Source organism: Rhodoflexus sp. (assembly GCF_053489755.1).
On record NZ_JBRCHD010000001.1, the window covers coordinates 13,268 to 35,369 of the forward strand.

General features: G+C 48.1%; 14 protein-coding genes. 11 read left to right on the forward strand and 3 right to left on the reverse strand.

Annotated elements, in window-relative coordinates:
• Positions 1 to 80 precede the first annotated feature (80 nt).
• From ACWIP2_RS00060 to ACWIP2_RS00080, 5 genes are all read left to right on the forward strand, one after another.
• Positions 81 to 2,663 carry an ATP-binding protein gene (locus ACWIP2_RS00060; RefSeq protein WP_448517837.1) on the forward strand — a complete coding sequence of 861 codons (2,583 nt, stop codon included), beginning with the start codon at positions 81 to 83 and terminating at the stop codon, positions 2,661 to 2,663.
• 4 nt (positions 2,664 to 2,667) lie between these two features.
• Positions 2,668 to 5,001 (forward strand): penicillin-binding protein 1C, encoded by a 2,334-nt coding sequence (pbpC, locus tag ACWIP2_RS00065; protein WP_448517838.1) that lies wholly within the window; start codon positions 2,668 to 2,670, stop codon positions 4,999 to 5,001.
• 81 nt (positions 5,002 to 5,082) lie between these two features.
• Positions 5,083 to 6,609: a 2,3-bisphosphoglycerate-independent phosphoglycerate mutase gene (gene gpmI / locus ACWIP2_RS00070; protein ID WP_448517839.1), complete on the forward strand. Its 1,527-nt coding sequence runs from the start codon at positions 5,083 to 5,085 to the stop codon at positions 6,607 to 6,609.
• 35 nt (positions 6,610 to 6,644) lie between these two features.
• Positions 6,645 to 7,328 (forward strand): metal-dependent hydrolase, encoded by a 684-nt coding sequence (locus tag ACWIP2_RS00075; RefSeq protein ID WP_448517840.1) that lies wholly within the window; start codon positions 6,645 to 6,647, stop codon positions 7,326 to 7,328.
• A gap of 33 nt (positions 7,329 to 7,361) precedes the next feature.
• Entirely contained in the window at positions 7,362 to 7,502 is a 141-nt protein-coding gene (locus ACWIP2_RS00080) for a hypothetical protein (RefSeq protein ID WP_448517841.1), read from the forward strand.
• A gap of 192 nt (positions 7,503 to 7,694) precedes the next feature.
• On the opposite strand, the gene ACWIP2_RS00085 is transcribed toward ACWIP2_RS00080, so the two are convergent.
• Positions 7,695 to 8,744: a hypothetical protein gene (locus tag ACWIP2_RS00085; RefSeq protein ID WP_448517842.1), complete on the reverse strand. Its 1,050-nt coding sequence runs from the start codon at positions 8,742 to 8,744 to the stop codon at positions 7,695 to 7,697.
• Between the two features lie 73 nt (positions 8,745 to 8,817).
• Here ACWIP2_RS00085 and ACWIP2_RS00090 point away from each other — a divergent pair, with 73 nt between their 5' ends.
• On the forward strand, positions 8,818 to 9,720 hold the full coding sequence (locus ACWIP2_RS00090) for a bile acid:sodium symporter family protein (protein ID WP_448517862.1): 903 nt from the start codon (positions 8,818 to 8,820) through the stop codon (positions 9,718 to 9,720).
• 200 nt (positions 9,721 to 9,920) lie between these two features.
• Here the strand turns inward: ACWIP2_RS00090 and ACWIP2_RS00095 are convergent, their stop codons facing one another.
• Complete coding sequence (locus tag ACWIP2_RS00095) at positions 9,921 to 10,565, reverse strand: MarR family winged helix-turn-helix transcriptional regulator (protein ID WP_448517843.1); 645 nt, start codon at positions 10,563 to 10,565, stop codon at positions 9,921 to 9,923.
• 122 nt (positions 10,566 to 10,687) lie between these two features.
• On the opposite strand from ACWIP2_RS00095, the gene ACWIP2_RS00100 reads away from it, so the two are divergent.
• Entirely contained in the window at positions 10,688 to 13,156 is a 2,469-nt protein-coding gene (locus ACWIP2_RS00100) for a TonB-dependent receptor (protein WP_448517844.1), read from the forward strand.
• Positions 13,157 to 13,312: 156 nt separating this feature from the next.
• Here the strand turns inward: ACWIP2_RS00100 and ACWIP2_RS00105 are convergent, their stop codons facing one another.
• On the reverse strand, positions 13,313 to 16,021 hold the full coding sequence (locus ACWIP2_RS00105; RefSeq protein WP_448517845.1) for a putative LPS assembly protein LptD: 2,709 nt from the start codon (positions 16,019 to 16,021) through the stop codon (positions 13,313 to 13,315).
• A gap of 97 nt (positions 16,022 to 16,118) precedes the next feature.
• Here ACWIP2_RS00105 and ACWIP2_RS00110 point away from each other — a divergent pair, with 97 nt between their 5' ends.
• The 4 genes from ACWIP2_RS00110 (at position 16,119) to ACWIP2_RS00125 (ending at position 22,058) form a co-directional block, all read left to right on the forward strand.
• Positions 16,119 to 16,910, forward strand: a complete 792-nt coding sequence (locus tag ACWIP2_RS00110; RefSeq protein WP_448517846.1) for an N-acetylmuramoyl-L-alanine amidase family protein — start codon at positions 16,119 to 16,121, stop codon at positions 16,908 to 16,910.
• A gap of 83 nt (positions 16,911 to 16,993) precedes the next feature.
• Positions 16,994 to 17,932, forward strand: a complete 939-nt coding sequence (locus ACWIP2_RS00115; RefSeq protein WP_448517847.1) for an MlaD family protein — start codon at positions 16,994 to 16,996, stop codon at positions 17,930 to 17,932.
• 104 nt (positions 17,933 to 18,036) lie between these two features.
• Entirely contained in the window at positions 18,037 to 20,520 is a 2,484-nt protein-coding gene (gene gyrA, locus ACWIP2_RS00120) for a DNA gyrase subunit A (protein WP_448517848.1), read from the forward strand.
• A gap of 38 nt (positions 20,521 to 20,558) precedes the next feature.
• Entirely contained in the window at positions 20,559 to 22,058 is a 1,500-nt protein-coding gene (locus ACWIP2_RS00125; protein WP_448517849.1) for a tetratricopeptide repeat protein, read from the forward strand.
• Positions 22,059 to 22,102 lie beyond the last annotated feature (44 nt).

Sequence of the window (22,102 nt, forward strand, 5' to 3'; positions counted from 1 at the left end):
TGTGTATCCATTCATGCTCCTTTGTGCAGAAATATCGTTATTGCATTAGAAAAGCTGAAAAATATCGCCTCATGGTATTGATGCCCGACATAAGTAGATTGGATATTGGAGCGCTATTTACGCTATTGGATGCGCATATCCTCATTGCGACCAACGAGCAGTGGGCAATGACACATTGGAGCAGTGGCGCAACTAAAGCAACCGGCTACACCGCCGAGGAGAGCATTGGTCAGTCTTTTCTGACGCGCCTCAGTGCTATTTCTTCCGATATTCTGGTAGCACTTTTGCCCACTTCGGGCTATAGCCGTCCTATGCAGTTGGCAATGATAGATACGATGGGCAACAAGAAGTATTTCTACCTCCAAGTTGCCCGACAACAGTGTGGCGGCTATTTATTCTACGGGCTGCCCAACAATCGCTCCAACGAGGTTGAGTTGTTGCCCGGCAACCTTACCGAAAACCTCATTTGCATTGATTTTCAGGGCAATATGATCGGTTTTTCCGAGAAACACCAGATCTTTCAGCCCTACCTGAACAGCCTATTTGCCAAAGAAGAAGGCAAGCAATTGCTGGAAAACCTTGCTAAAGGATTTAGTTCGGAAACAGAGATGCTGATTGGCAATCGGTTCTACCGTTTCAATTTCACACCGCTGCCCGAATTAGGCTATATCTACATCCACCCCAAAGACATTACCGACCGCAAGCTCACCGAAGAGAAGTTGCGCACGAGTGTAAATCTCTTCCGCTTGCTTTCCGAAAATGCACAGGATCTGATTTGCGTGCATTGTCCCAACGGCGATTTTCAGTATGTATCGCAGTCGGTTTCCGATTTGCTGGGCTACGAGCCTTCGCAAATGGTCTCGCTTTCTCCGCACCTGTTCGTACATCCGGCAGACTGGATCAAACTGGCTCGCTACCACCGCTTGCTGATCCGCAACGGACGGACAGATGCCATCGAATATCGCATCCGACGCTCCGACGGCACTTACTGCTGGTTTGAGACTATTGCCAAGGCAGTCTTCAATCCGCAGGGTAAATTGGTGCAGATCCAAAGCACCTCGCGTAATATTGATCAGCGAAAAGCCTTTGAGCAGGAGTTAATACAAGCACGAGAAGAGGCCCTGCGTTCGATGAAGGCAAAGGAAACATTCCTTTCGACCATAAGCCACGAACTGCGCACGCCGCTCAATGCAGTAGTAGGCATGACACACCTGCTCATGGACGAAAACCCGCGCCCCGAACAAGTGCCATACCTGCAAACACTCGGCTTTGCTGCCGAAAATTTATTGGTGCTCATCAACGATATTTTAGATTTTTCTAAGATTGAAGCCGGAAAAATCACTTTTGAACATACAGCTTTTAGCCTGTACAAACTGATCGCTTCTGCCAAAAATATCTTCAACCCGCGAGCAGAGGAAAAAGGCATCGGCTTCAGGGTGCGCATAGATCGAGGCATTCCTCCCTTTATCAAAGGCGATCCGATACGGCTCAACCAGATCATCACCAACTTGCTCAGTAATGCCATCAAATTTACTGAACAGGGCAAAGTAGTGCTGGAAATCACCGTGAAGCACGAATCTGCCGAACATATCCGCCTGCATTTTTCCGTTACAGATACGGGTATAGGCATCCCTAAGGAGCAGCACGTTCGCATTTTTGACTACTTCACGCAGGCAGCGGGCGATACTACGCGCAAATACGGCGGAACGGGCTTAGGGCTTGCTATTGTCAGACGCTTGTTGGAATTGCAAGGCAGCTGTATCGAGTTGGAAAGCGAAGAAGGCAAAGGCTCTTGCTTCTTTTTTGAACTTGCGTTCCAAAAAACAGACGAACGCCCTAGCATTGGCTATAAGAATATTGGACGCGGTAAAAAAATCTCACTTGAAGGTTTGCAGGTGTTGCTCGTAGAAGACAATGAAACCAACCGCACTGTTGCCTCCAAGTTTTTAGAAAAATGGGGCATCAAACCCGACATAGCCATCAATGGTTTAGAAGCTATTCAAGCCGTGCGCCAGCAATCTTACCACCTGATTTTGATGGACTTGCAAATGCCTGAGGTGGATGGCTATCAAGCAACAATCGCCATTCGGAAAAGAGAACAGGAGCTGGGGCTTCCCCCTGTTCCCATCATCGCCCTGACAGCATCCGTACTGGGCGATGTGCGCAACAAAGTAGCACAAGCAGGAATGACTGACTACATCAGCAAGCCGTTCTATCCCGAAGAGTTGTACCAGAAACTGCTCGGTTATCTGCCGCCCGATTTTAGTTTGGTGGAACTCGACGCAGGCAATCAAACGCCTTCTAGGAGTTCGCGCAGTTGTAGAAGTGAAGCAAGCATCATACAGCCTGATAAAATTGCAGACTTTGCTATGGGCGATCCCTCTTTTGAACAGGAATTGATCAACATTTATCTGAAAACCTTCCGGCAGTTGCCCGAACAAGTGTACACCTGCATCAGCCTGCAAGACACTGCCCAAATGGATGCACTTTTGCACAAAGTAAAACCGACACTGCAAAGTCTGTCGGCGCGCCGCATAGAGAATGTCCTACGCAATATTCTACAGCGCATGCGCAATGGGGAAAGCACAGAAGAGGCTTTCCGGCAATTGGAGGAAATAACAGCCGCTGCAACTGATATTTTACTCGCACAGACTAGAGATTAGTTCCATGTTGCGAAACCGCCTACTTACTTTTCTGGCCCATCCTTCGTTGTGTCGCCTATGGCAAGTACTGGCAGGGTTTGGCTTGCTTGGGCTGCTATTTTTTGTTTTGCATCTTGCTTTTCCGCTACCCGATCGGATCTATTACTCGCGGATGATTCTGGCACAAGACGGAACGCTGCTGCAAGCCTACCTCAGCCCGGACGACAAATGGCGCATGAAAACCGAGTTGCACGAAATTACTCACGACCTGCGCCACGCATTCATCAATAAAGAAGACCGCTTTTTTTATTATCACCCGGGCGTGAATCCGCTGGCGATCTTGCGAGCGATTGCCAAAAATATTATCCGCGCCAAAACTACCTCAGGCGCATCTACAATTACGATGCAGGTAGCCCGACTCTTAGAACCCAAAAAACGCAGTTATACCAATAAAATAATTGAAATTTTTCGCGCCCTGCAATTGGAATGGGTATATTCCAAAGAAGAAATTTTGCAACTCTACCTCAACTTAGTGCCTTATGGCGGCAACGTGGAGGGGGTAAAAGCTGCCTCGCTACTCTATTTCGGCAGGATGCCTGACAAACTAAGCCTTGCGCAGGTTGTAACGCTGGCGATTGTACCCAATCGCCCCAACTCACTTGCGATAGGTAAGCAAAACGACAAGCTATTAGAAGAGCGCAATCGCTGGCTGCGAATTTTCGGCGATGACGAGATTTTCGACCGCGAAGCTATAGAAGATGCGCTCCGCGAACCATTGGAAGCTACCCGGGAACAGTTGCCGGCACTTGCCCCACATTTGGGGCTGCGCATACACCGCACAGCAGCCCTTGCCGATGCCAATATTACAACTACCATCAACGCCGATATGCAGCGCAAGGCTGCCGAAATTACAGCCACTTATAGCAAAAGCATGGCCAAGATAGGCGTACATAACGCCGCCGTATTGATCGTAGATAACCGCACGCGGCAGGTGCTGGCATATATAGGCTCGCAAGATTTCAACGACGACAGGCATGCAGGGCAAGTAGACGGTATCCGCGCCATTCGCTCGCCGGGAAGCGCCCTCAAACCGATACTCTATGCCGCAGCCTTCGATGCCGGACTGCTGACCCCAAAAACTGTCATTTCCGACATTCCAGTAGATTTTAACGGCTATACGCCTGAAAATTTTGACCAAAAGTTTAATGGATATGTCACCATCGCGCAGGCGCTTGCCTACTCGCTCAATGTGCCTGCCGTTAAGGTGCTGCACGAGTTGGGGGTAAATCGCCTTATCAAAACACTGAAAAATGCCCGATTCACCTACATCAGCCGTCAAGAAAAGCAACTGGGGCTTTCGCTTGCTTTAGGGGGCTGCGGGGTTAGTGTATGGGAAATGGCAGGACTGTATGCAACCTTTGCTAATCAAGGCCGATTTGCGCCGCTGCAACTCATCCCGCAAGCACAGGAATCAGCAACAGAAGTGGTTATCAGCCCCGAAGCTGCCTTCATGGTCAATGAAATACTCACGCAGGTAACGCGCCCCGAACTGCCCTCGGACTACGAACACAACCCGCATGTACCCAAAATTGCATGGAAAACAGGTACTTCCTACGGTCGGCGCGACGCGTGGAGCATCGGGTACAATTCCCGCTATACGATCGCCGTTTGGTTGGGCAACTTCAGCGGCATCGGCTCGCCCGAACTGACAGGCGCAGGCGTGGCTACCCCGCTGCTGTTCAGACTTTTTAATGCCATTGACTTCAATCAGCCCTTAAAGTGGTTCGAGCAGCCCAAAGGCTTGCAAAAACGCAGCATCTGCATCGAAACCGGATTGCCGCCTGCCGAATTCTGCACACAACTCACAAGCGACTGGTACATTCCGGGTGTTTCGCCTGCCATGCGTTGTGAGCATCTGAAGCCCGTTTTTGTATCCGCTGATGAAAAAATGAGCTATTGCTCCCACTGCCTGCCTGCCAACGGACAGTTTGGGCGGCGGAGATTCCCCAACCACTCCCCCGATATGGTTGCCTTTCTGACTTCCTCAGGTATCCGCTTCGAGGCAATTCCGCCGCACAATCCTGCCTGTACGAGGGTATTTGACCGACAGCCGCCCGCGATTATCTCACCTGTTGAAGGGCGCAGCTACCTCCGCGCCGACAGCAACGACATCGAGCTGTTGCTTTCCTGCCGCGTAGCCAACGACGTAAACGAGGTTTTTTGGTACATTGATGACAAATTTTACCGACGTGCGCGCCCCCAAGAAGCTGTATTTTTCACGCCACAACCCGGCAGACGCAAAATTTCCTGCACCGACGACAAAGGCATAAGCACAACTATCGAAATTCGGGTAGAGTAATCACACCCTTCCGCCATCCGATTTTTGAAAAACTTGTACCAATCTTTCCTGCGTGATTCAGGAATATCCATAAATTTGGGTATGAATAAGCAAGTCATTCTCATCATTCTGGACGGCTGGGGAATTGCCATCAATAAAGCCGCTTCGGCGATTGATGCGGCTAAAACGCCCTTTATGGACAGCCTCTGGGCGCGCTATCCGCATAGCAAGCTCCAAGCCTCAGGGCTTGCCGTCGGCCTTCCCGAAGGACAAATGGGCAACTCCGAAGTGGGGCATATGAACCTCGGCGCGGGGCGCGTGGTCAACCAAACATTAGTAAAACTCAACAAAGCCGTTGCCGACGGCACCATGCAGGAAAATCCCGTGCTGTTACAGGCGTTTCAATATGCGAAAACCAATCATAAGAAAGTTCACTTTATCGGGCTGGTTTCCGACGGCGGCATCCACTCGCATATCAACCACCTCAAAGCGCTGACCATAGCGGCGCACAAATATGGACTTTCGGAAGTGTATGTACATGCCTTCACCGACGGGCGCGATACCGACCCACAGTCGGGCTTGGGTTTCATAGACGAATTAAACGAGCATCTGAAAAGTACGACGGGCAAAATCGCCTCTGTTACAGGTCGTTACTATGCGATGGACAGAGACAAGCGCTGGGAACGCGTCAAACTTGCCTATGATGCAATGGTACGCGGTATCGGTGATCAATTTGCTTCAGCTACAGAAGGCATCCGCGCTTCCTATGCTGCAGGCGTTACCGATGAGTTCATCCAACCGATTATCTGCACCGATACCAAAGGACAGCCGCTGGCTACTATTGCCGAAGGCGACGTAGTGCTGTGTTTCAATTTCCGCACCGACCGCGGGCGCGAAATCACACTGGCGCTGACCCAACAGGCATTCCCCGAACAAGGCATGCAGCCATTGAAATTGTATTATCTGACCATGACGCGCTACGACGATACTTTCAAAGACGTACAAGTCATGTACGAAGACGACAACATGCAAAACACGCTCGGCGAAGTACTGGCAGCGGCAGGCAAAACCCAAATCCGCATTGCAGAAACCGAAAAATACCCACATGTTACTTTCTTTTTCTCCGGTGGAAGAGAGGAGCCTTTTGTGGGGGAAAAACGGATTTTGTGTCCTTCGCCCAAGGTTGCAACCTACGATTTACAGCCTGAAATGAGCGCGGCCGACATCCGCGATGCAATTATTCCCGAACTGCAAGCCCGCAGCGCCGATTTTATTTGCCTCAATTTTGCCAATCCCGACATGGTAGGGCATACGGGCGTTTTTGAAGCGGCAGTCAAGGCTTGCGAAACGGTGGATGCTTGCACACAAAAAGTGGTGGAAACAGCCCTTGCAAACGGCTATACAGCTATCATCATTGCCGACCATGGCAACGCCGACATCATGATTAACCCCGATGGCACGCCTAACACGGCGCACACCACCAATTTAGTGCCTTGCATTTTGGCAGATGACGCATTAAGGGGAAAAATCAGCCTGCAAGACGGCAAATTAGCCGACGTTGCTCCCACCATTTTAAAACTTATGGGCATAGCGCAACCTGCCCAAATGGATGGCACACCACTATTTTAACTTTATACTCAATCTTCAAACATAACGCTGTTACTATGAAAATCACTTATTTCGGACACTCCTGCTTTCTGGTAGCATTTGGAAGCAAAAATCTCTTGTTCGACCCTTTCATCTCTGCCAATCCACTGGCGGCACATATTGACTGGCAACAGATTAAAGCAGACTACATCCTCGTTACACATGGACATCAAGATCACATGCTCGACGTAGAAGCTATCACAAAAAATACCGATGCGACCCTGATCTCTAACTTTGAAATCGTTACATGGTTCAGTGAAAAAGGACTTAAGAAAGGACATCCGATGAATCACGGAGGCAAGTTTAATTTTGACTTTGGAACAGTGAAATATGTGAATGCGGTGCATTCCAGCACCCTGCCCGACGGCAGCAACGGCGGAAATCCCGGCGGCTTCGTTATCTGGGGCGATGCAGGCTGCTTCTACGCTGCCGGCGATACCGCCCTTACACAAGATATGCAACTTATACCAATGACTTGTCCCAAGTTAGACTTAGCATTTTTACCTATCGGCGACAACTTTACGATGGGCTATGAAGACGCAGCCATCGCCGCCGACTTTGTACAGTGCAATAGAGTGATGGGCATTCACTATAATACCTTTCCGCCCATCGAAATTGATACAGCAAAGGCAAAGGCACATTTCGCTGCCAAAGGTAAAGAACTGCTATTGCCTGCTATCGGCGAAACTATTACCATATAAACTCAACGCAGGCTACAGGCAGATATTGCTTTATTGGTTGCTATACGGAGGGGTTACAGAATTCAGTTTGGCAAAAAATCGGCTTGCTATTGTGGTATAGCACCTTTTGAGCATAGTTCGGGTCGTAAGGATGGCATATTGGCAGTATTGAAATCATCTCTGCCCTTTTTCTGAGGCTGTCCAAAAAGAATGAACGTAGCACAGACTAAAGCCTGTGTACTTTTTGGACAGCCTCCTCATGTAGTCAAAAATAAAATTATTCAAAGAATCATGGCGCTGGTCAGAGATGGCAGGACTTATGAAAAAAAACCACACATTAACCTTTTCATAAGTCCTAACCTTCCGCACAAACGACCATTAGCCTGTTTATTGCGTCTGGCAGCGTCCGGCTTTCCACTGCGAGATGCCATTGCGCAGCGCTTCGGCAGCGTTGCGATAGGTCATACCGTCGCAGCCGCAAACGGAAGCCGCAGTGGTGCTTGAAAAACTGCCTGTCCGCACGTCCACCGCACGATTTTTCACGCACTCTAATCTTGCAAGCACTGACAGATCATGCCGAGCGCGAATGATCAGGTCGCTGCGGGTACAGGTACTGGTTGTATAGGTATAATCTGCATTGGCAGTGGCATAGATCAGATATTCTTCGCCTTTGAAAAAAAGCCAGTCGCAAGAACCGAAGCCTATCTCCACGTATAAGTTGCGGTCTTGCAAAACGATTCCCTTCCAAAGTTGAATAACATCAAAAATAGCATATTTCTTAGCGCCCATGTCTATAAATCCTGTAATTTTCCCGTGAAAAACGGCATCTGAGCGCTCAATGGCAGTCTCTACTGTTATTAACGAATCTGCACACTTACAGGGAATATAATTGTCGTTGGCAAAGTCGCCCTGATCTATGCGCCCGTCGGGGTAGATCATCACGCCTCGTCCGTGGCGCTTGCCTTGCTTCCAGTCGCCCATGTACTTGGCTCCGCTCGCCCAGATACGGACTCCGTAGCCATTGGGTTCGTCTGCCAACCATTTACCCTCGTGCGAGCCGCCGTCTGCTGTAGTCAGTTTACCTTCCCCATCGCGTTTATCGTTGATAAATCGTCCTACGTAGCGGTCGCCATTGGGCCATGTGTAAGTTCCGAAACCGTTGCGTTTGCCTTGCAGCCAGTCGCCTGTGTAAGTAGTCCCATCTTTGCCGGTGTATGTACCGCGCCCCTCCATCAGTCCGTTGCGCCACATACCAACGTAGGTGCTACCATCGGGCCAAGTGAAGGTACCGCGTCCGTGGCGCTTTCCCGCGCGGAAATTACCCGAATATTTGCCCTCCTGCAAGGAATCAGCCGCTTGTGCATGAGCCGTTGATAAATCAAGGCAAAGAAACATCAATAAGAGAGCGCCTATGCGCATCAAGGGGTGTATCGTCATTGGTTTGAATACTTGTCGTTGCAGATACAACGAATTTAAGGTAAAGCAGGTTATTTGCAGATAAGTTTACTTAATTTTCTTCGCACACCTTGCTTGTAAAGAAATCATGGATACCGCATTTATTTCGGGAGTACTTTTTCCGGCTATCTTAGCTACACTGATGTTGGGTATGGGGATGACGCTTAGCCCCGCCGATTTCAAACGTGTAGCTGTATTTCCCAAAGCAGCGCTTGTAGGGCTGGCAAGCCAAGTCCTGCTTTTACCCTTGCTCGGCTGGCTGATCGTAAGCATTTGGCCACTGCCGACGGTGATTGCCGTTGGTGTAATGATCGTAGCTGCCTGTCCGGGCGGAGCTACCTCCAACCTCATCACTTACTTTTCGCGCGGCGATGTTGCGCTGTCTATCACACTGACGGCGCTATCCAGTGTGGTAACAGTTTTTTCTATACCGCTGATAATCAATGCCGCACTTACTTATTTTACAGGTGAGGGGCAAGACATACAACTGCCTGTACTCAAAACGATTTTGCAAATTATTACGCTTACGGTGCTGCCTGTCAGTATTGGTATGGCTGTCAGCAGTTTTTTCCCTCGTTTTGCCCGTTGGTTCGAAAAGCCTATGAGTTGGATTTCTGCCCTGTTCATTGTGCTGGCTGTCGTGCTGATCGTCCTTGTGATTCAGCAGAGAGGCAGCGTTTGGGACTTTGTCGCACAGGCCGGGCCTGTGGTGCTGGCGCTCAATGTGGCATCGCTCTCGCTTGGCTTTCTGATAGGAAAACTGCTTAAACTGCCCGTCAGTCAGGCTATTACTATTGCTATTGAAACGGGTATTCAGAACGGAACACTTGGCATTACAATCGCCTCCAGTCCTTTCCTGCTCAATCGTCCCGAAATGGCAGTTCCGGCAGCGGTCTATGGCATTGCGATGTGCATTACGGGAGTAGCGGCTATCTGGATTTTTCGTCAAGCGCAATGAGCTATATTTTGTGCATATTATATAAGTTCGTTGGCTTGCCACATTTGTTTTTAACAGATGCTTACACCTGATTCGCATGATTTAGTTAAAACCTCCTTCGGACAGATAGGCTAGATGCAGTTCACGCAAGAACAGTTTGGCGAAGCAATCATTAAAGGGCTGTTCTACGCAGGCGATTAATAAAAACCGAAGCCCAAATTTCAATTCACAACTTGCTCGTAAATCTCTGTCAGCGAAGCCTCTTTCCGTTCTAAAAAAATGGGCTTGTGGAACAGGTGCAGTTTGTGCAACAGTTGCGCCAACAGTTCACGTTCTGCTGTGCTGAGGTTGCCTGCTACAATTTGCGATACTTGGTTCATTTTTTCAAATAATTCAAAAAGTACCTGCTGTCCGCTTGGCGTAATGTACAGGCGCTTGCTGCGGCGGTCGGTACTGTCTTCTTCCTGCCTGATAAACCCCTGCCTGAGCAGCCTTTTAATCACTTCCATACCCGATGTTTTTTCCTGTACTGTATGTTGGATGAGTTCGGTTTTGGTTTTGCTCCCGCCAAACATCAGCGAAATCAGAAATGAAAACTCATCAATGGTTTGCAGCGGACTGCCTTCCAATGCTTTTTTGGTGTAGCTCTTGGCATAGCGATAAAGGAAAATAATATAACTGCCTATACGCGATTCGATGGTTTCCCGTGCTGCCTGCGGACCAGACGGCTGCTGCAAGGGCGGCTGTGTGCCGCTATGACGCGCTTGCAACCATGCCCCAAACGCGGCAAGGTCTTGCGGGTTGCCTTTTTGCGCTTCGTATTGCTCGGCCGCTTCGGTCAGTTGTCGGATAAATGCGTAAGACATGAATTTATTTGCTCTCTACAAAAGTACGAAAACCTATTAAAAATCAAAAATAAAGTACGAAAACATTTTCATTTGATCCATTTGCAGCTACATTTGCGCTATGATTAAACTTTATCAGAGCAATGAACCTGTATTTTAGTACAAAAACATTCTTTTTGAAGCGATTAGCTGTACTCGCGGTTTTGTTACTGGCGGCGCAGCAGCTTTTTGCTCAGGCTACGGGCGTAGTGAGCGGCACGGTTCGCGACAAAGCCACGCAAGAGCCGCTGGTTGGTGTTTCGGTAGCAGTTGAAGGCACTACGCTGGGCGCTGCAACCGACACAGAGGGTCGTTTTCGCATTGCAGGCATCCCGACGGGTAGCTACAACATCAAGATCAGCCTGATTGGCTATAAGCCTTTTGTCTTGTTCAACATCGTGGTTACTTCGGGCAACGCCAACACTTTCAACATAGAACTGGAAGAGGCTGTTTCCCAATTAGGCGAGGTGGAAATCACAGCCAACCGCTCAATTGCCGTAACGTCTGCCGTTTCCCCCAACTCCATTCAGCGACTTACGACAGAAGAAATTCGCAGCAATCCGGGTGGAAATTTTGACATTTCGCGGGTGGTGCAGTCGCTACCCGGCGTAGGTGGCACGACCGGCATTGGCGGTTTTCGCAACGATATTATCATTCGCGGCGGCGCTCCTAACGAGAACGTGTATTATCTGGATGGTATTGAAATTCCTGTCATCAACCACTTTGCTACGCAGGGCAGCGCGGGCGGCCCTGTCGGTATTCTGAACGTATCGTTCATTGAAGATGTAACGCTGAAATCGTCCAGCTTTGATGCCCGCTACGACAATGCGCTGGCTTCTGTGTTCCAATTCAAGCAGCGCGACGGCAACCCCGATCGCTTTCAGGGCAATGTGCGCCTGAGCAGCACCGAACTGGCGCTTACAACCGAAGGGCCGCTTTCCCAAAAAACAACTTTTTTGGCATCGGTGCGCCGTTCTTACCTGCAATTTCTGTTTCAGGCGATTGACCTGCCGATTCGCCCCAACTACTGGGATTTTCAGTACAAAGTAACCCACAAAATCAACCCGAAAACCACGCTCAATTTCATCGGCATAGGTGCGATTGATGAGTTCAGCTTCGCGCAGCCACGCGAAACCACACCCGAAAACGATTATGTGCTTCGTTCGCAGCCATCTATCCAGCAGTGGAACTACACCTTTGGTGTAAGCCTGCGCCGCTCTTTGGACAGGGGCTTCCTCAATGTAGCCCTAAGTCGCAACATGTTTGACAACAGCTTAGACCGTTTTGAAGACCGTCAGGAAGGCGATGAGAGCCGCCGCCTGTTGCGCGTGCGTTCACAGGAAATTGAAAATAAGCTGCGCATAGATGTCAATAAAACATGGAACGGTTGGAAATATTCTTATGGCGCGGTAGGGCAATATGTCAAATTTAATAATGATGTGTTTACCCGTATCCGTCGCGAAATCCGCAACTCACAGGGGCAACTGATTCAGCCTGCCATTAATGTGAGTTTTGACACAGGCATTGACTTTTTCCGCTATGGAGCTTTTGTGCAGGCTGCCCGCAGTTTCCTCAACGACCGTCTGAGCTTTTCGGGTGGTTTGCGCACCGATATGAACGACTTCACCACATCGGGCAACAATCCGCTGGAAACGCTTTCGCCGCGTGCGGCCCTTTCCTACTTACTGTCTAATAAGTGGAGCGTAAACGTTTCGGCAGGACGCTACTACAAGTTGCCGATTTACACCATTCTCGGCTTTCAGGATGAGCAGGGCAATTTTGCCAACCGCGACAGCAAGTACACCCGCAGCGACCACTACGTAGCCGGTTTGGAATTTATTCCGCGCCCAAGTACACGCTTCACATTAGAAGGCTTTTGGAAAAACTACGCCAACTATCCAATTTCTATTCGAGACGGCATCAGCCTTGCCAACCAAGGCGGCGATTTCGGCGCAATCGGCAACGAAGCCGTACAATCGGACGGCACAGGGCGCGCCTATGGCTTTGAGTTTTTCTTCCAACAAAAACTGACCAAGAATATTTTCGCTGTGTTCTCTTATACCTTTGTGCGCAGCGAATTTGCAGGCATCAACGGTGTGCTTGTGCCTTCGGCATGGGACAATCGCCACCTGATTTCAGCGCTGTTTGGGCGCAAGTTCAACAAAGGCTGGGAAATGGGCTTGAAATATCGCTTTGCCGGCGGCGCGCCTTACACGCCGTTTGATATGGAAGCAAGCCAGCGCAACTTCCTGAGCTTAGGCACAGGCGTACTGGACTTCAACCGCGTGAACTCGCTGCGTTTGGGTAATTTCAGCCAGTTCGACTTCCGCATTGACAAGAAGTGGAACCTGCGCCGCGCTACTATTGACCTGTATTTTGACGTACAAAATGCTTTTGTACAGCCTAATCCAGCCTTCCCGCAGTTTACTTTCCAGCGGACGGCTGATAACAGCGGCTTTGCAACCACCGATGGACAGCCGCTGGCAGCCGACGGCAGCAATGGTATTCCGTTCATCCTGCTCAACAACGACCCTTCGGTCGTGCCTACGCTGGGCTTTATTATTGAGTTTTAGGGAGGATAGCACGGATTTGGATGGATAACACAGCGATGCAGCAACGAGCGGATTTGTTGATTGATCCAAACAGTGTTGATCTGTGTTATCTGCCTGAATCCGTGTTGTATGTAGATTTTCAGAATGACTCATGTCAGCCTTATAGAACTGCACGTCCTATCTGAAGTACCAAAGGTTGCGGCGGCTGAGTTTGAGGTCGGAAAGGACAGAAGCCCGCACGTTGATGTCTAAGGTATAACCTGCCCGCGGGCCGAACGGAATCCAACTGACGTTCATTACCCAGCAATGCAGGTCGCGATAGATAGTAAACTGAGTGAAACTCAAGCCTTTGGACTCGAAATCATAGCCCGAATTAAAGCCAATTTTCCACTTTTCGGTCATCTTCACATCGCCGTTAAAATTCAGCGTCTGCGTTACGCGTGCCTCTTGAAAACCGATTTTGTTGTAGGAGAGGTTATAGCTCACGCTCAGCGTCCAGGGCAGCGTAAAGTCTATGTACATATTGCGATTCCGACTGATAAAATCCAGTTCTTCTTGGCTGGCTTTATTGGATCGAAGCTGTCGGTTTGCCTGTGGCGGGGCAAAGTTAGTTGTAATCGCAATATTTGCGTTTGTGATGTTGCCAATGCCGTTGCCATTTTGCCAGGCATAGGTTTGATTGCGTCGCTGAATCACGTTGCGCGTTCCTCTGGCAGTATCTACGCGCAGCAGTTCGAATCCATAAGGATCTAAGGTGGCACTGGCCGATACATTGAACTTCTTGAAAAGGTTCGTCCGCGCTGCAATGGCAATAGGTGCAAGTTTGAACGAGTCTGCAATCATGTTGTAGCTCGTATTGAAACTGAAGTTATCGAGCAGCATAATCTTTTCCGCCTTAGGCGGCTTAGCATTGGGTGCGGCAGATGTGTCTTGCTTAACCTTCATTTTCATCTCCAGCGTATTGGTCAGTCCAAGACTGATATTGCCTTGCCGCCCCGAAACAGGCTGCCCATAAATACCGTTGAGGCGACTCTGGCGCACCAAATTGGGGTTTTGCTGGTTCTCGGCCTGAATGGTCAAGTTGTCAAAGAAGTTGAAGCGCGGATCGCCAAAATCAGGCTGATAGCTCAAACCCGCGCTCGGGTTGATCGTTAAACGAATCCGATCAATCTTTTTCGATTTGGGATAGAAAAAGCCATAGAGTCGCGTCTGTACAGAGGTGCCGATGTTGTACGAATAAAAACGCGAAAAGCCGCGAATGGTATCAATGCGAACAATATCGTTGCGCTCCAGTGTGTACACGTAGCGTTCGGGATACCATACCTCGGAGTAGTTGCCATTGAAACTCGTCGTAAAATACTTGAAAAGCGTTACGGCCGTCGTTACGGGAATATTGTGCTGCACACCCATTTGTGAACGCGCCAGAATGGTGCTCAGGTTCTCGAAATTAAAGGGCAGAAAGCTCGCAGGAATCTGATTGACTGCTCTGCCTGCCGTGTCTAAGTTGCCCGCCACTCTGAAAGGAAACGACTGCCCTTGACGATTGTTGGTAATTACAGCCCTCGCCCTGCCTGTATAGCTCAGGTTCAACTGGCTTAAAATGGATTTGCTGTCGCTTTTTTTGCCCTTGAAAGGAAAGATACGGTTGATTCCTACATTGGCTTCGGGGAATATGCTCACCACGCGGGTAACAATATTTTGCTCGTGGCGTAAGTTTGCCCCTGCGGTTATGGGCGTTCCGGTAAAATTCTTACTGTAGGAAATATTAGAGTTAAATGCTGAAGATTGAAAGTTGTTCAACTGCGGAGCGTTGTTGCGTCCAAAAGTATTCGTACCGGCATTCACACTGGCACTGAAGCGGCTGTCTCCACGACTTTCGGGAGTGTGATTCCAGCTGATATTGAAGTCATTAACGACGTTGTTTTCTACCCGTCCGGGTACCTCGTTGATCCGTCGGTTGTACTGGAAGCGCAACTGACCGTTGTAGGCGTAACGCTTTTTGTACTGGGTAGCCGCCGTAAGCCCCCAGCCTCCCTTGGTGTGTATCTCCCCAAGCAGCGAAAGATCCATATTGTCGTTGATAACAAAGTAAAAACCACCCTGACTTAGGAAAAATCCGCGTTCGCGGGTTTCGCCGTATTGCGGCATGACAAAGCCCGATGAACGCGTCTTAGGCTGTGGAAACATTCCAAAAACAAAGCCCAAAGGCGTAGGAATTTGGTTAATTTCTAAATTGAAAAGCCCTGCAACTATCACTTTTCCGGGAATAACTTTCATTTTTTGAGCACGGATACCAAAGTGTGGTACAGGCAAATCACAGGTCGTATAGATGCCGTTTTCTCCATACGAGTTGTCGTTCTCATCCTTCTTAACATTATCCATCAGGATGAAACCCTCGCCGTACTTGGTTGTTACGCCTGCAACTTTGGCTTTTCTAGTCTTAAAATTGTAAGAAAGCCCTTTGGAAGTGTAGGTATCGCCCCGATCGGTAAATTCGGGCAGCCCGATCTCGGCATTTGTTGCGCTATCCCTTGTATATGAGGCTTTTATAACACTTTTCTCCCAGTCAATCTCTATTCTGGATGCCTTGAGCGAAATGTCTCCGTAGTCAATTTTGGACTCGCCATACATGTAAATCATGCGCCTCCTCACATCAAAACGGATTGAATCTTTGGCCGCATATTTGATGGTAGTTGTAATGTCGCCTTGAGGTGCGGAACGAGCAGCAGAATCTTGTAAAATATCTAACGAATCAATAACAATTACTGCCGTATCTCGTATTGGTGATCCAACGGGTGAGGTAGTTTGTGCTGTGAGAAATTGGCTAAAAAATAGTCCCCAATACACACAGCATAGCTTCAATGTAATTTTTGATAACTTTTTCAAAAATTTTGAATTAGATAACACGCAATATTAGTGGCACCTATATACTTTTACAACTGTTTGAAACATGCCATGAATCACTTTAACATTTGTTAATTATATGAAACCCCTCATTAACATCTCACTACTAACATTAGCTTTCTTCGTGTTATCCTTCTCCAATGCAAATTTTATCAGTAATAAAGTGCGCAAAGTTGTCTTAGACGGTGGACACGGCGGAAAAGACTCGGGTGCTTTGGGTGCTAATCATACGCAAGAAAAGAAAATTGCTTTTGCAGTAACCACACAGGTGGGCAGTATGCTCAAAATATATATGCCTGAAGTTTCTTATTTGTACACGCGCGAGGAAGACCAATTTGTATCACTATTAGACAGAGCCAGATTAGCCAACAAGGAAGGTGCTGATCTGTTTGTTTCCATCCATGCTAATGCTTCGTCCAATCCTAACATCAAAGGAACAGAAACTTTTGTGCTGGGTATTTCCTCTACTCAAGAGCATATAGAAACAGTGATGCGCGAAAATAAAGTCATTAACTACGAAAAAAACGCAAAAAGAGACTACCGCGATTTCAATGCCGTAAGAGACGATGACATTGACTTTATAGCCATGTACACCCGACAAAATATTGTACAAAAACACAGCATCGAGATGGCTAATATTATCGAAAAAAATTTCGGCAACAAGTTACTAACCAATCGCATTAGTCGTGGCGTAAAGCAAGCAAATTTGCTCGTTCTTTGGAAAACTTACATGCCTTCCGTGCTGATCGAGGTAGGCTATCTGACCAACAGCGAAGAGGAGAAATACTTGGACAGCGAAGAGGGGATCAACGAAACCGCATCTGTCATTTTCCGCTCCATCCGAGAATACAAGGAATACATCGAAAAATAATGAATTGACTATCAACTACTTAAAAACGTAGAATTTTAAAAATCCCGCATTTTTTTCATCTTTGTACCAAATAAAGCAAAGACGTGAAACTATCAAGCGAACTAAAAGTGGGTTTGCTGGCATTAATCGCCGGTGTGATCCTATATGTAGGCTTTAATTATCTGAAAGGTATAGACTTCTTTGACCCTACTACAACTTACTATGTTGTTTACGACCGCGTAGATGGGCTGACCGTTTCTAATCAAGTGCAAATCAATGGCATGTCGGTTGGAAGAGTAGCGGCTATTAAAATTCTGCAAGAACGCAGCAACCAACTGCTGGTAGCGCTCGACATCCAAGACGACATTCAACTCGGCAAGGGAACGATTGCCCAACTGTCGGACAACGGCTTGCTCGGCGGAAAAAAAATAGATCTATTTGTAGCTTTTTCTGACCAAAAACTCAAAAAAGGCGATACGCTGATAGCCAGACGGGAAAGCGGCATGACCGAAATGCTGATGGAAAGAGCCTCGCCCGTTATTAAAGGTTTAGACTCTACATTGGTCAATATCAACCTTTTGATCAAAGAATATCAAGGCACAAGCGTCGAGGCCCGCCGTATGATAACCAATATTGCCGATGCCTCAGGCCAAGCCAAAGAGCTATTGCTAACAAATAATGACAAAATATCCCTTTCAATCTCCAACCTGAAAGAACTTTCCGAACGGCTTTTAGAAACAGAAAAGAACATTCGCCCAATTATTGGCAAACTAAATGTTTTTGCCGATTCGCTCAACGCGATGCAATTGGCCGCAACGGTAAATCGTGCTAACCAAACGTTAGAGAGTTTGCAAAAAAATTTACAGGCTATCGAACAAGGTCAGGGAACAATCGGCAAGTTAGTAGCTACCGATTCGCTGCATACTAACCTGAACCGCACGCTGGTACATTTAGACAGTCTGTTTATAGACCTCAAAGCGCGACCTAAACGCTACGTTCACTTTTCTATATTCGGTAAGAAAGACCCTGCCGCTAAGAAATAATTTAGTCGTATTTTCGTAACTTGCGCCGCATTTAAGCATAACTTTTTCAATCGTGGAGAGATGTTTGCACCCGTGTAAATATCTTTCCCGCTAAACGAGCGCCCATGCAAAAAGGAAATATTATTCCAATTAATATCGAGGATGAAATGCGGGGAGCGTACATAGATTATTCTATGTCTGTCATTGTTTCCCGCGCGCTGCCCGATGTTCGCGACGGTCTGAAACCTGTTCATCGCCGTATCTTATACGCTATGGATGAATTAGGATTAGCGCCTAACAAACCTTACAAAAAATCTGCCCGTATTGTCGGCGAAGTGTTGGGTAAATATCACCCACACGGCGACTCTGCCGTTTACGATGCGATGGTGCGCATGGCCCAGCCTTGGAGCCTTCGCTATATGATGGTGGACGGTCAAGGCAACTTTGGCTCGATGGACGGGGACAACGCAGCGGCGATGCGCTACACCGAAGCTCGCCTGCGCCGCATAGCCGAAGAAATGTTGGCAGACATCAATAAAAATACGATTGATTTTCAGCCCAATTTCGACGACTCGCTCGAGGAGCCTTCTGTGTTGCCTGCCAAAATTCCTAATCTGTTGGTAAACGGCTCATCGGGTATTGCCGTAGGTATGGCTACCAATATGGCCCCGCACAATCTCGGCGAAGTAGTTGATGGCATCATTGCCTACATTGATCATCCGCAAATCAGTATTTCGGAGTTGATGCAATACATCAAAGCTCCCGACTTCCCTACCGGAGGCATTATTTACGGCTATCAAGGCGTAAAAGATGCGTACGAAACAGGTCGCGGGCGCGTGGTTATCCGCAGCGTGGCTACCATTGAAGAGCTGCCCTCGGGTCGTCAGCAAATCGTTGTAACCGAGTTGCCTTATCAGGTCAATAAGGCGCAAATGATTGAAAAAACCGCCGCGCTGGTCAATGAAAAGAAAATTGAAGGCATTTCAGCCATCCGCGATGAGTCCGACCGCGAAGGGGTGCGCGTTGTGTACGAACTGAAGAAAGATGCCAATGCGCAGGTCGTGCTCAACACGCTTTACGCTTTTACATCCTTACAGGTTTCTTTCAGCATCAACAACGTGGCGCTGGTGAAAGGTCGCCCGATGACGCTCAACCTCAAAGACCTGATCCGCTACTATGTAGAACACCGTCATGAAATTGTTGTGCGCCGCACCCGCTTCGATTTGGAGGAAGCCGAAAAACGCGCCCACGTGCTGGAAGGTCTGCTTAAAGCCTTAGATATTATTGATGAAGTCATTAGCCACATTCGCGCTTCGGCAGATGCCGCTGTTGCCAAATTAGGATTGGAAGAAAAGTTCGGTTTCAGCGAAATTCAGGCGCAGGCAATTCTGGATATGCGCCTGCAACGTCTCACAGGTTTGGAGCGCAACAAACTGCAAAACGAATACAACAACTTGGTGGCAACCATTGAGCGCTTGCGCAACATTTTGGCAGATGAACGTTTGCGCATGAGCATCATCCAAGACGAACTGCGCGAACTGAAAGACAAGTATGGCGATGCCCGTCGCACCGCTATTGTTCACAGCGCCGAGGACATCAACATTGAAGATATGATTGCCGATGAGGAAATGGTCATCACTATTTCCCATCAGGGCTACATCAAGCGAACCCCGCTTTCCGAATACCGCACGCAAAGCCGCGGCGGAGTAGGCTCGCGCGGGGCAGGCAGCAAGGAGGACGACTTCACCGAACAGTTGTTCATTGCCAATATGCACAGCTATGTGCTGTTCTTTACTAACAAAGGTCGCCTTTACTGGCTGAAAGCATATGAAATTCCCGAAGGCAGCAAAACAGCCAAAGGTCGCCCGATTCAGAACCTGATTCAAATTGAGCCGGACGAAAAAGTGCGCACCGCACTGAAAGTCCGCACGTTAAGCGACCCCGAATACATCAACAACACCTACATTGTGATGTGTACCGAGCAGGGCATCATCAAAAAAACAACGTTAGAAGCCTTTTCGCGTCCACGCGCGGCAGGCATCTACGCTATCACCATCAACGAAGGCGACAACTTGTTGGATGTGCGCTTGACAAGCGGCAAGGATGATATTGTCATTGCCGTGCGTTCGGGTAGGGCTGTTCGTTTCAATGAGAGCCGCGTGCGCCCGATGGGAAGAACCGCCGCCGGGGTTACGGGCATCAGTTTCGACGAAGAAAACGATAAAGTAGTCGGCATGATTGCCATTAGCAGACCAGAGAGCCAAATTTTGGTCGTATCAGAAAAAGGCTATGGCAAGCGCTCGCCTGTGGAAGATTACCGCATCACCAACCGCGGCGGCAAAGGTGTCAAAACGATGAACATTACCGAAAAAACCGGCGCGCTGGTAAGCATCCAAGAGGTGGTAGATACCGACCAACTAATGATCATCAACAAGTCGGGCATCACCATCCGCATTTCGGTAGATGAACTGCGCGTGATGGGCAGGGCCACACAGGGCGTAAAACTTATCCGCCTCAACGAAGACGACGAGATCTCATCTATAGCCAAAATTGAGGGCTTGAGTGAAGATATTACTTCAACAGAGAATAATACAACCTTTACAGAGTAGCCACTTAACTGATTTTTGAACTTAATATACCAACGACGATGAAGAAGTTGTTATTTGCCGTCACTTTCGCGGCACTCGCTTACTGTGGATATGCACAGAAAGAAGACAAAGAAGTAACTGCACGTGCTAAAGAAGCGTACAAAACTGCCGAGGGATCTTTCAAAAAGAAAGATTTTGCTACTGCCGCTACTGAGATAGAAAAGTCTTTCGAATCCGAAAAGTACAAAAACGATCCTAAGGCATGGGAACTACGCGGAGATATCTATGCAGAATTTGCCATGATTGACAGTGCCAGTACCGACTTTGAGGCTGTTAATAAGCGCTTGGCAATTGTGAATGAGTCTTATGCAAAGGCTGTAGAACTAAGCAAAGGCTATCAGATCAGAACTATGCCCAAGATTCAGAACATCTATGCCAAATATTTCAACTGGGGTGTATCTGCCTATCAAAACGACAACGACTTTGAGAAAGCAGCTGCTAACTTTGAGCGTGCCAGCATGATGCAACCTACGGATACATTGGCTGCCTTCTTTGCGCTTGTTGCTACTTCGCAGCAGAACAAAAAGGACTACAAAAAAGTAGAAGAACTAGCTCAAAAATGTATCAAACTGGGCGTGCAAGATGTCTCTGTTTACTATGCCCTGCTCGATAAGTACATCAACATAGACGAAAACTACGAGAAAGCACTGGAAATCCTGAAAGAAGCACGCGCAAAGAATCCTACAGATAAGAACTTGATGTTCCAGCAGATTCAGGTGTACATGAAGACAGGCAAAGAAAAGGATGCAATTGTGGATCTTGAAAAAGCCCTTGAAACTACGACAGATCCTGCTGAGCGCTTCCCTATCGCGCTGAATCTGGGTATCCTGCAAGAGAATGCCAAAAATCTCGAGGCTGCTGAAAAGGCATACAAGATCGCCTACGAAACACAACCTGAGAACGACGATGCCATCTACAGTTTAGGCGCATTCTACTACAACAAAGGCGCGGCTATCAAAAAGGAAGCCGATAACATGGACATAGAAACCTTTAAAAAAGACGGTCAGGCGGTTATTAACCGTGCGAAAGTTTACTTTGAACAAGCGCTGCCTTTCTTTGAGAAGACTACTAAAAACAACCCTGACGACTTGCAACGACTCAACGCGTTGAATACAATTTTTACGATTCTGGAAAAACCGGCCGACATGCTGCCATTCTACAAGGCTGCAGTAGATAAAAACCCTGATGATGCAACCCTGATGCTAAGCTATATTCAGTCTGCCGATAAAGTAGGTAGAGTTCAAGACGTCGTACCGCTGGTAGAGGCTGCCGTGAAAAAGAAACCAACTGACGTAGAAACGCTCCAAAACCTGTTGTACGTGTACGAAAAAACCAAGCGCGTAAAAGAAGCTGAGCCATGGTTCAAGCAGGCTGTTTCTATCTATCCTGACAATGTAGAACTGTTGGAAGGCTATTCAAGAATCCTCTACACCATCGGCAAAAAGAAAGAAGCCGATGCGATTGAAGTGAAGATTGAGCAGTTGCAGAAAAAAAATTAATCGCGGAATAGTTCCACACTTTCAGGGGAAAAGCCTATTTTTAA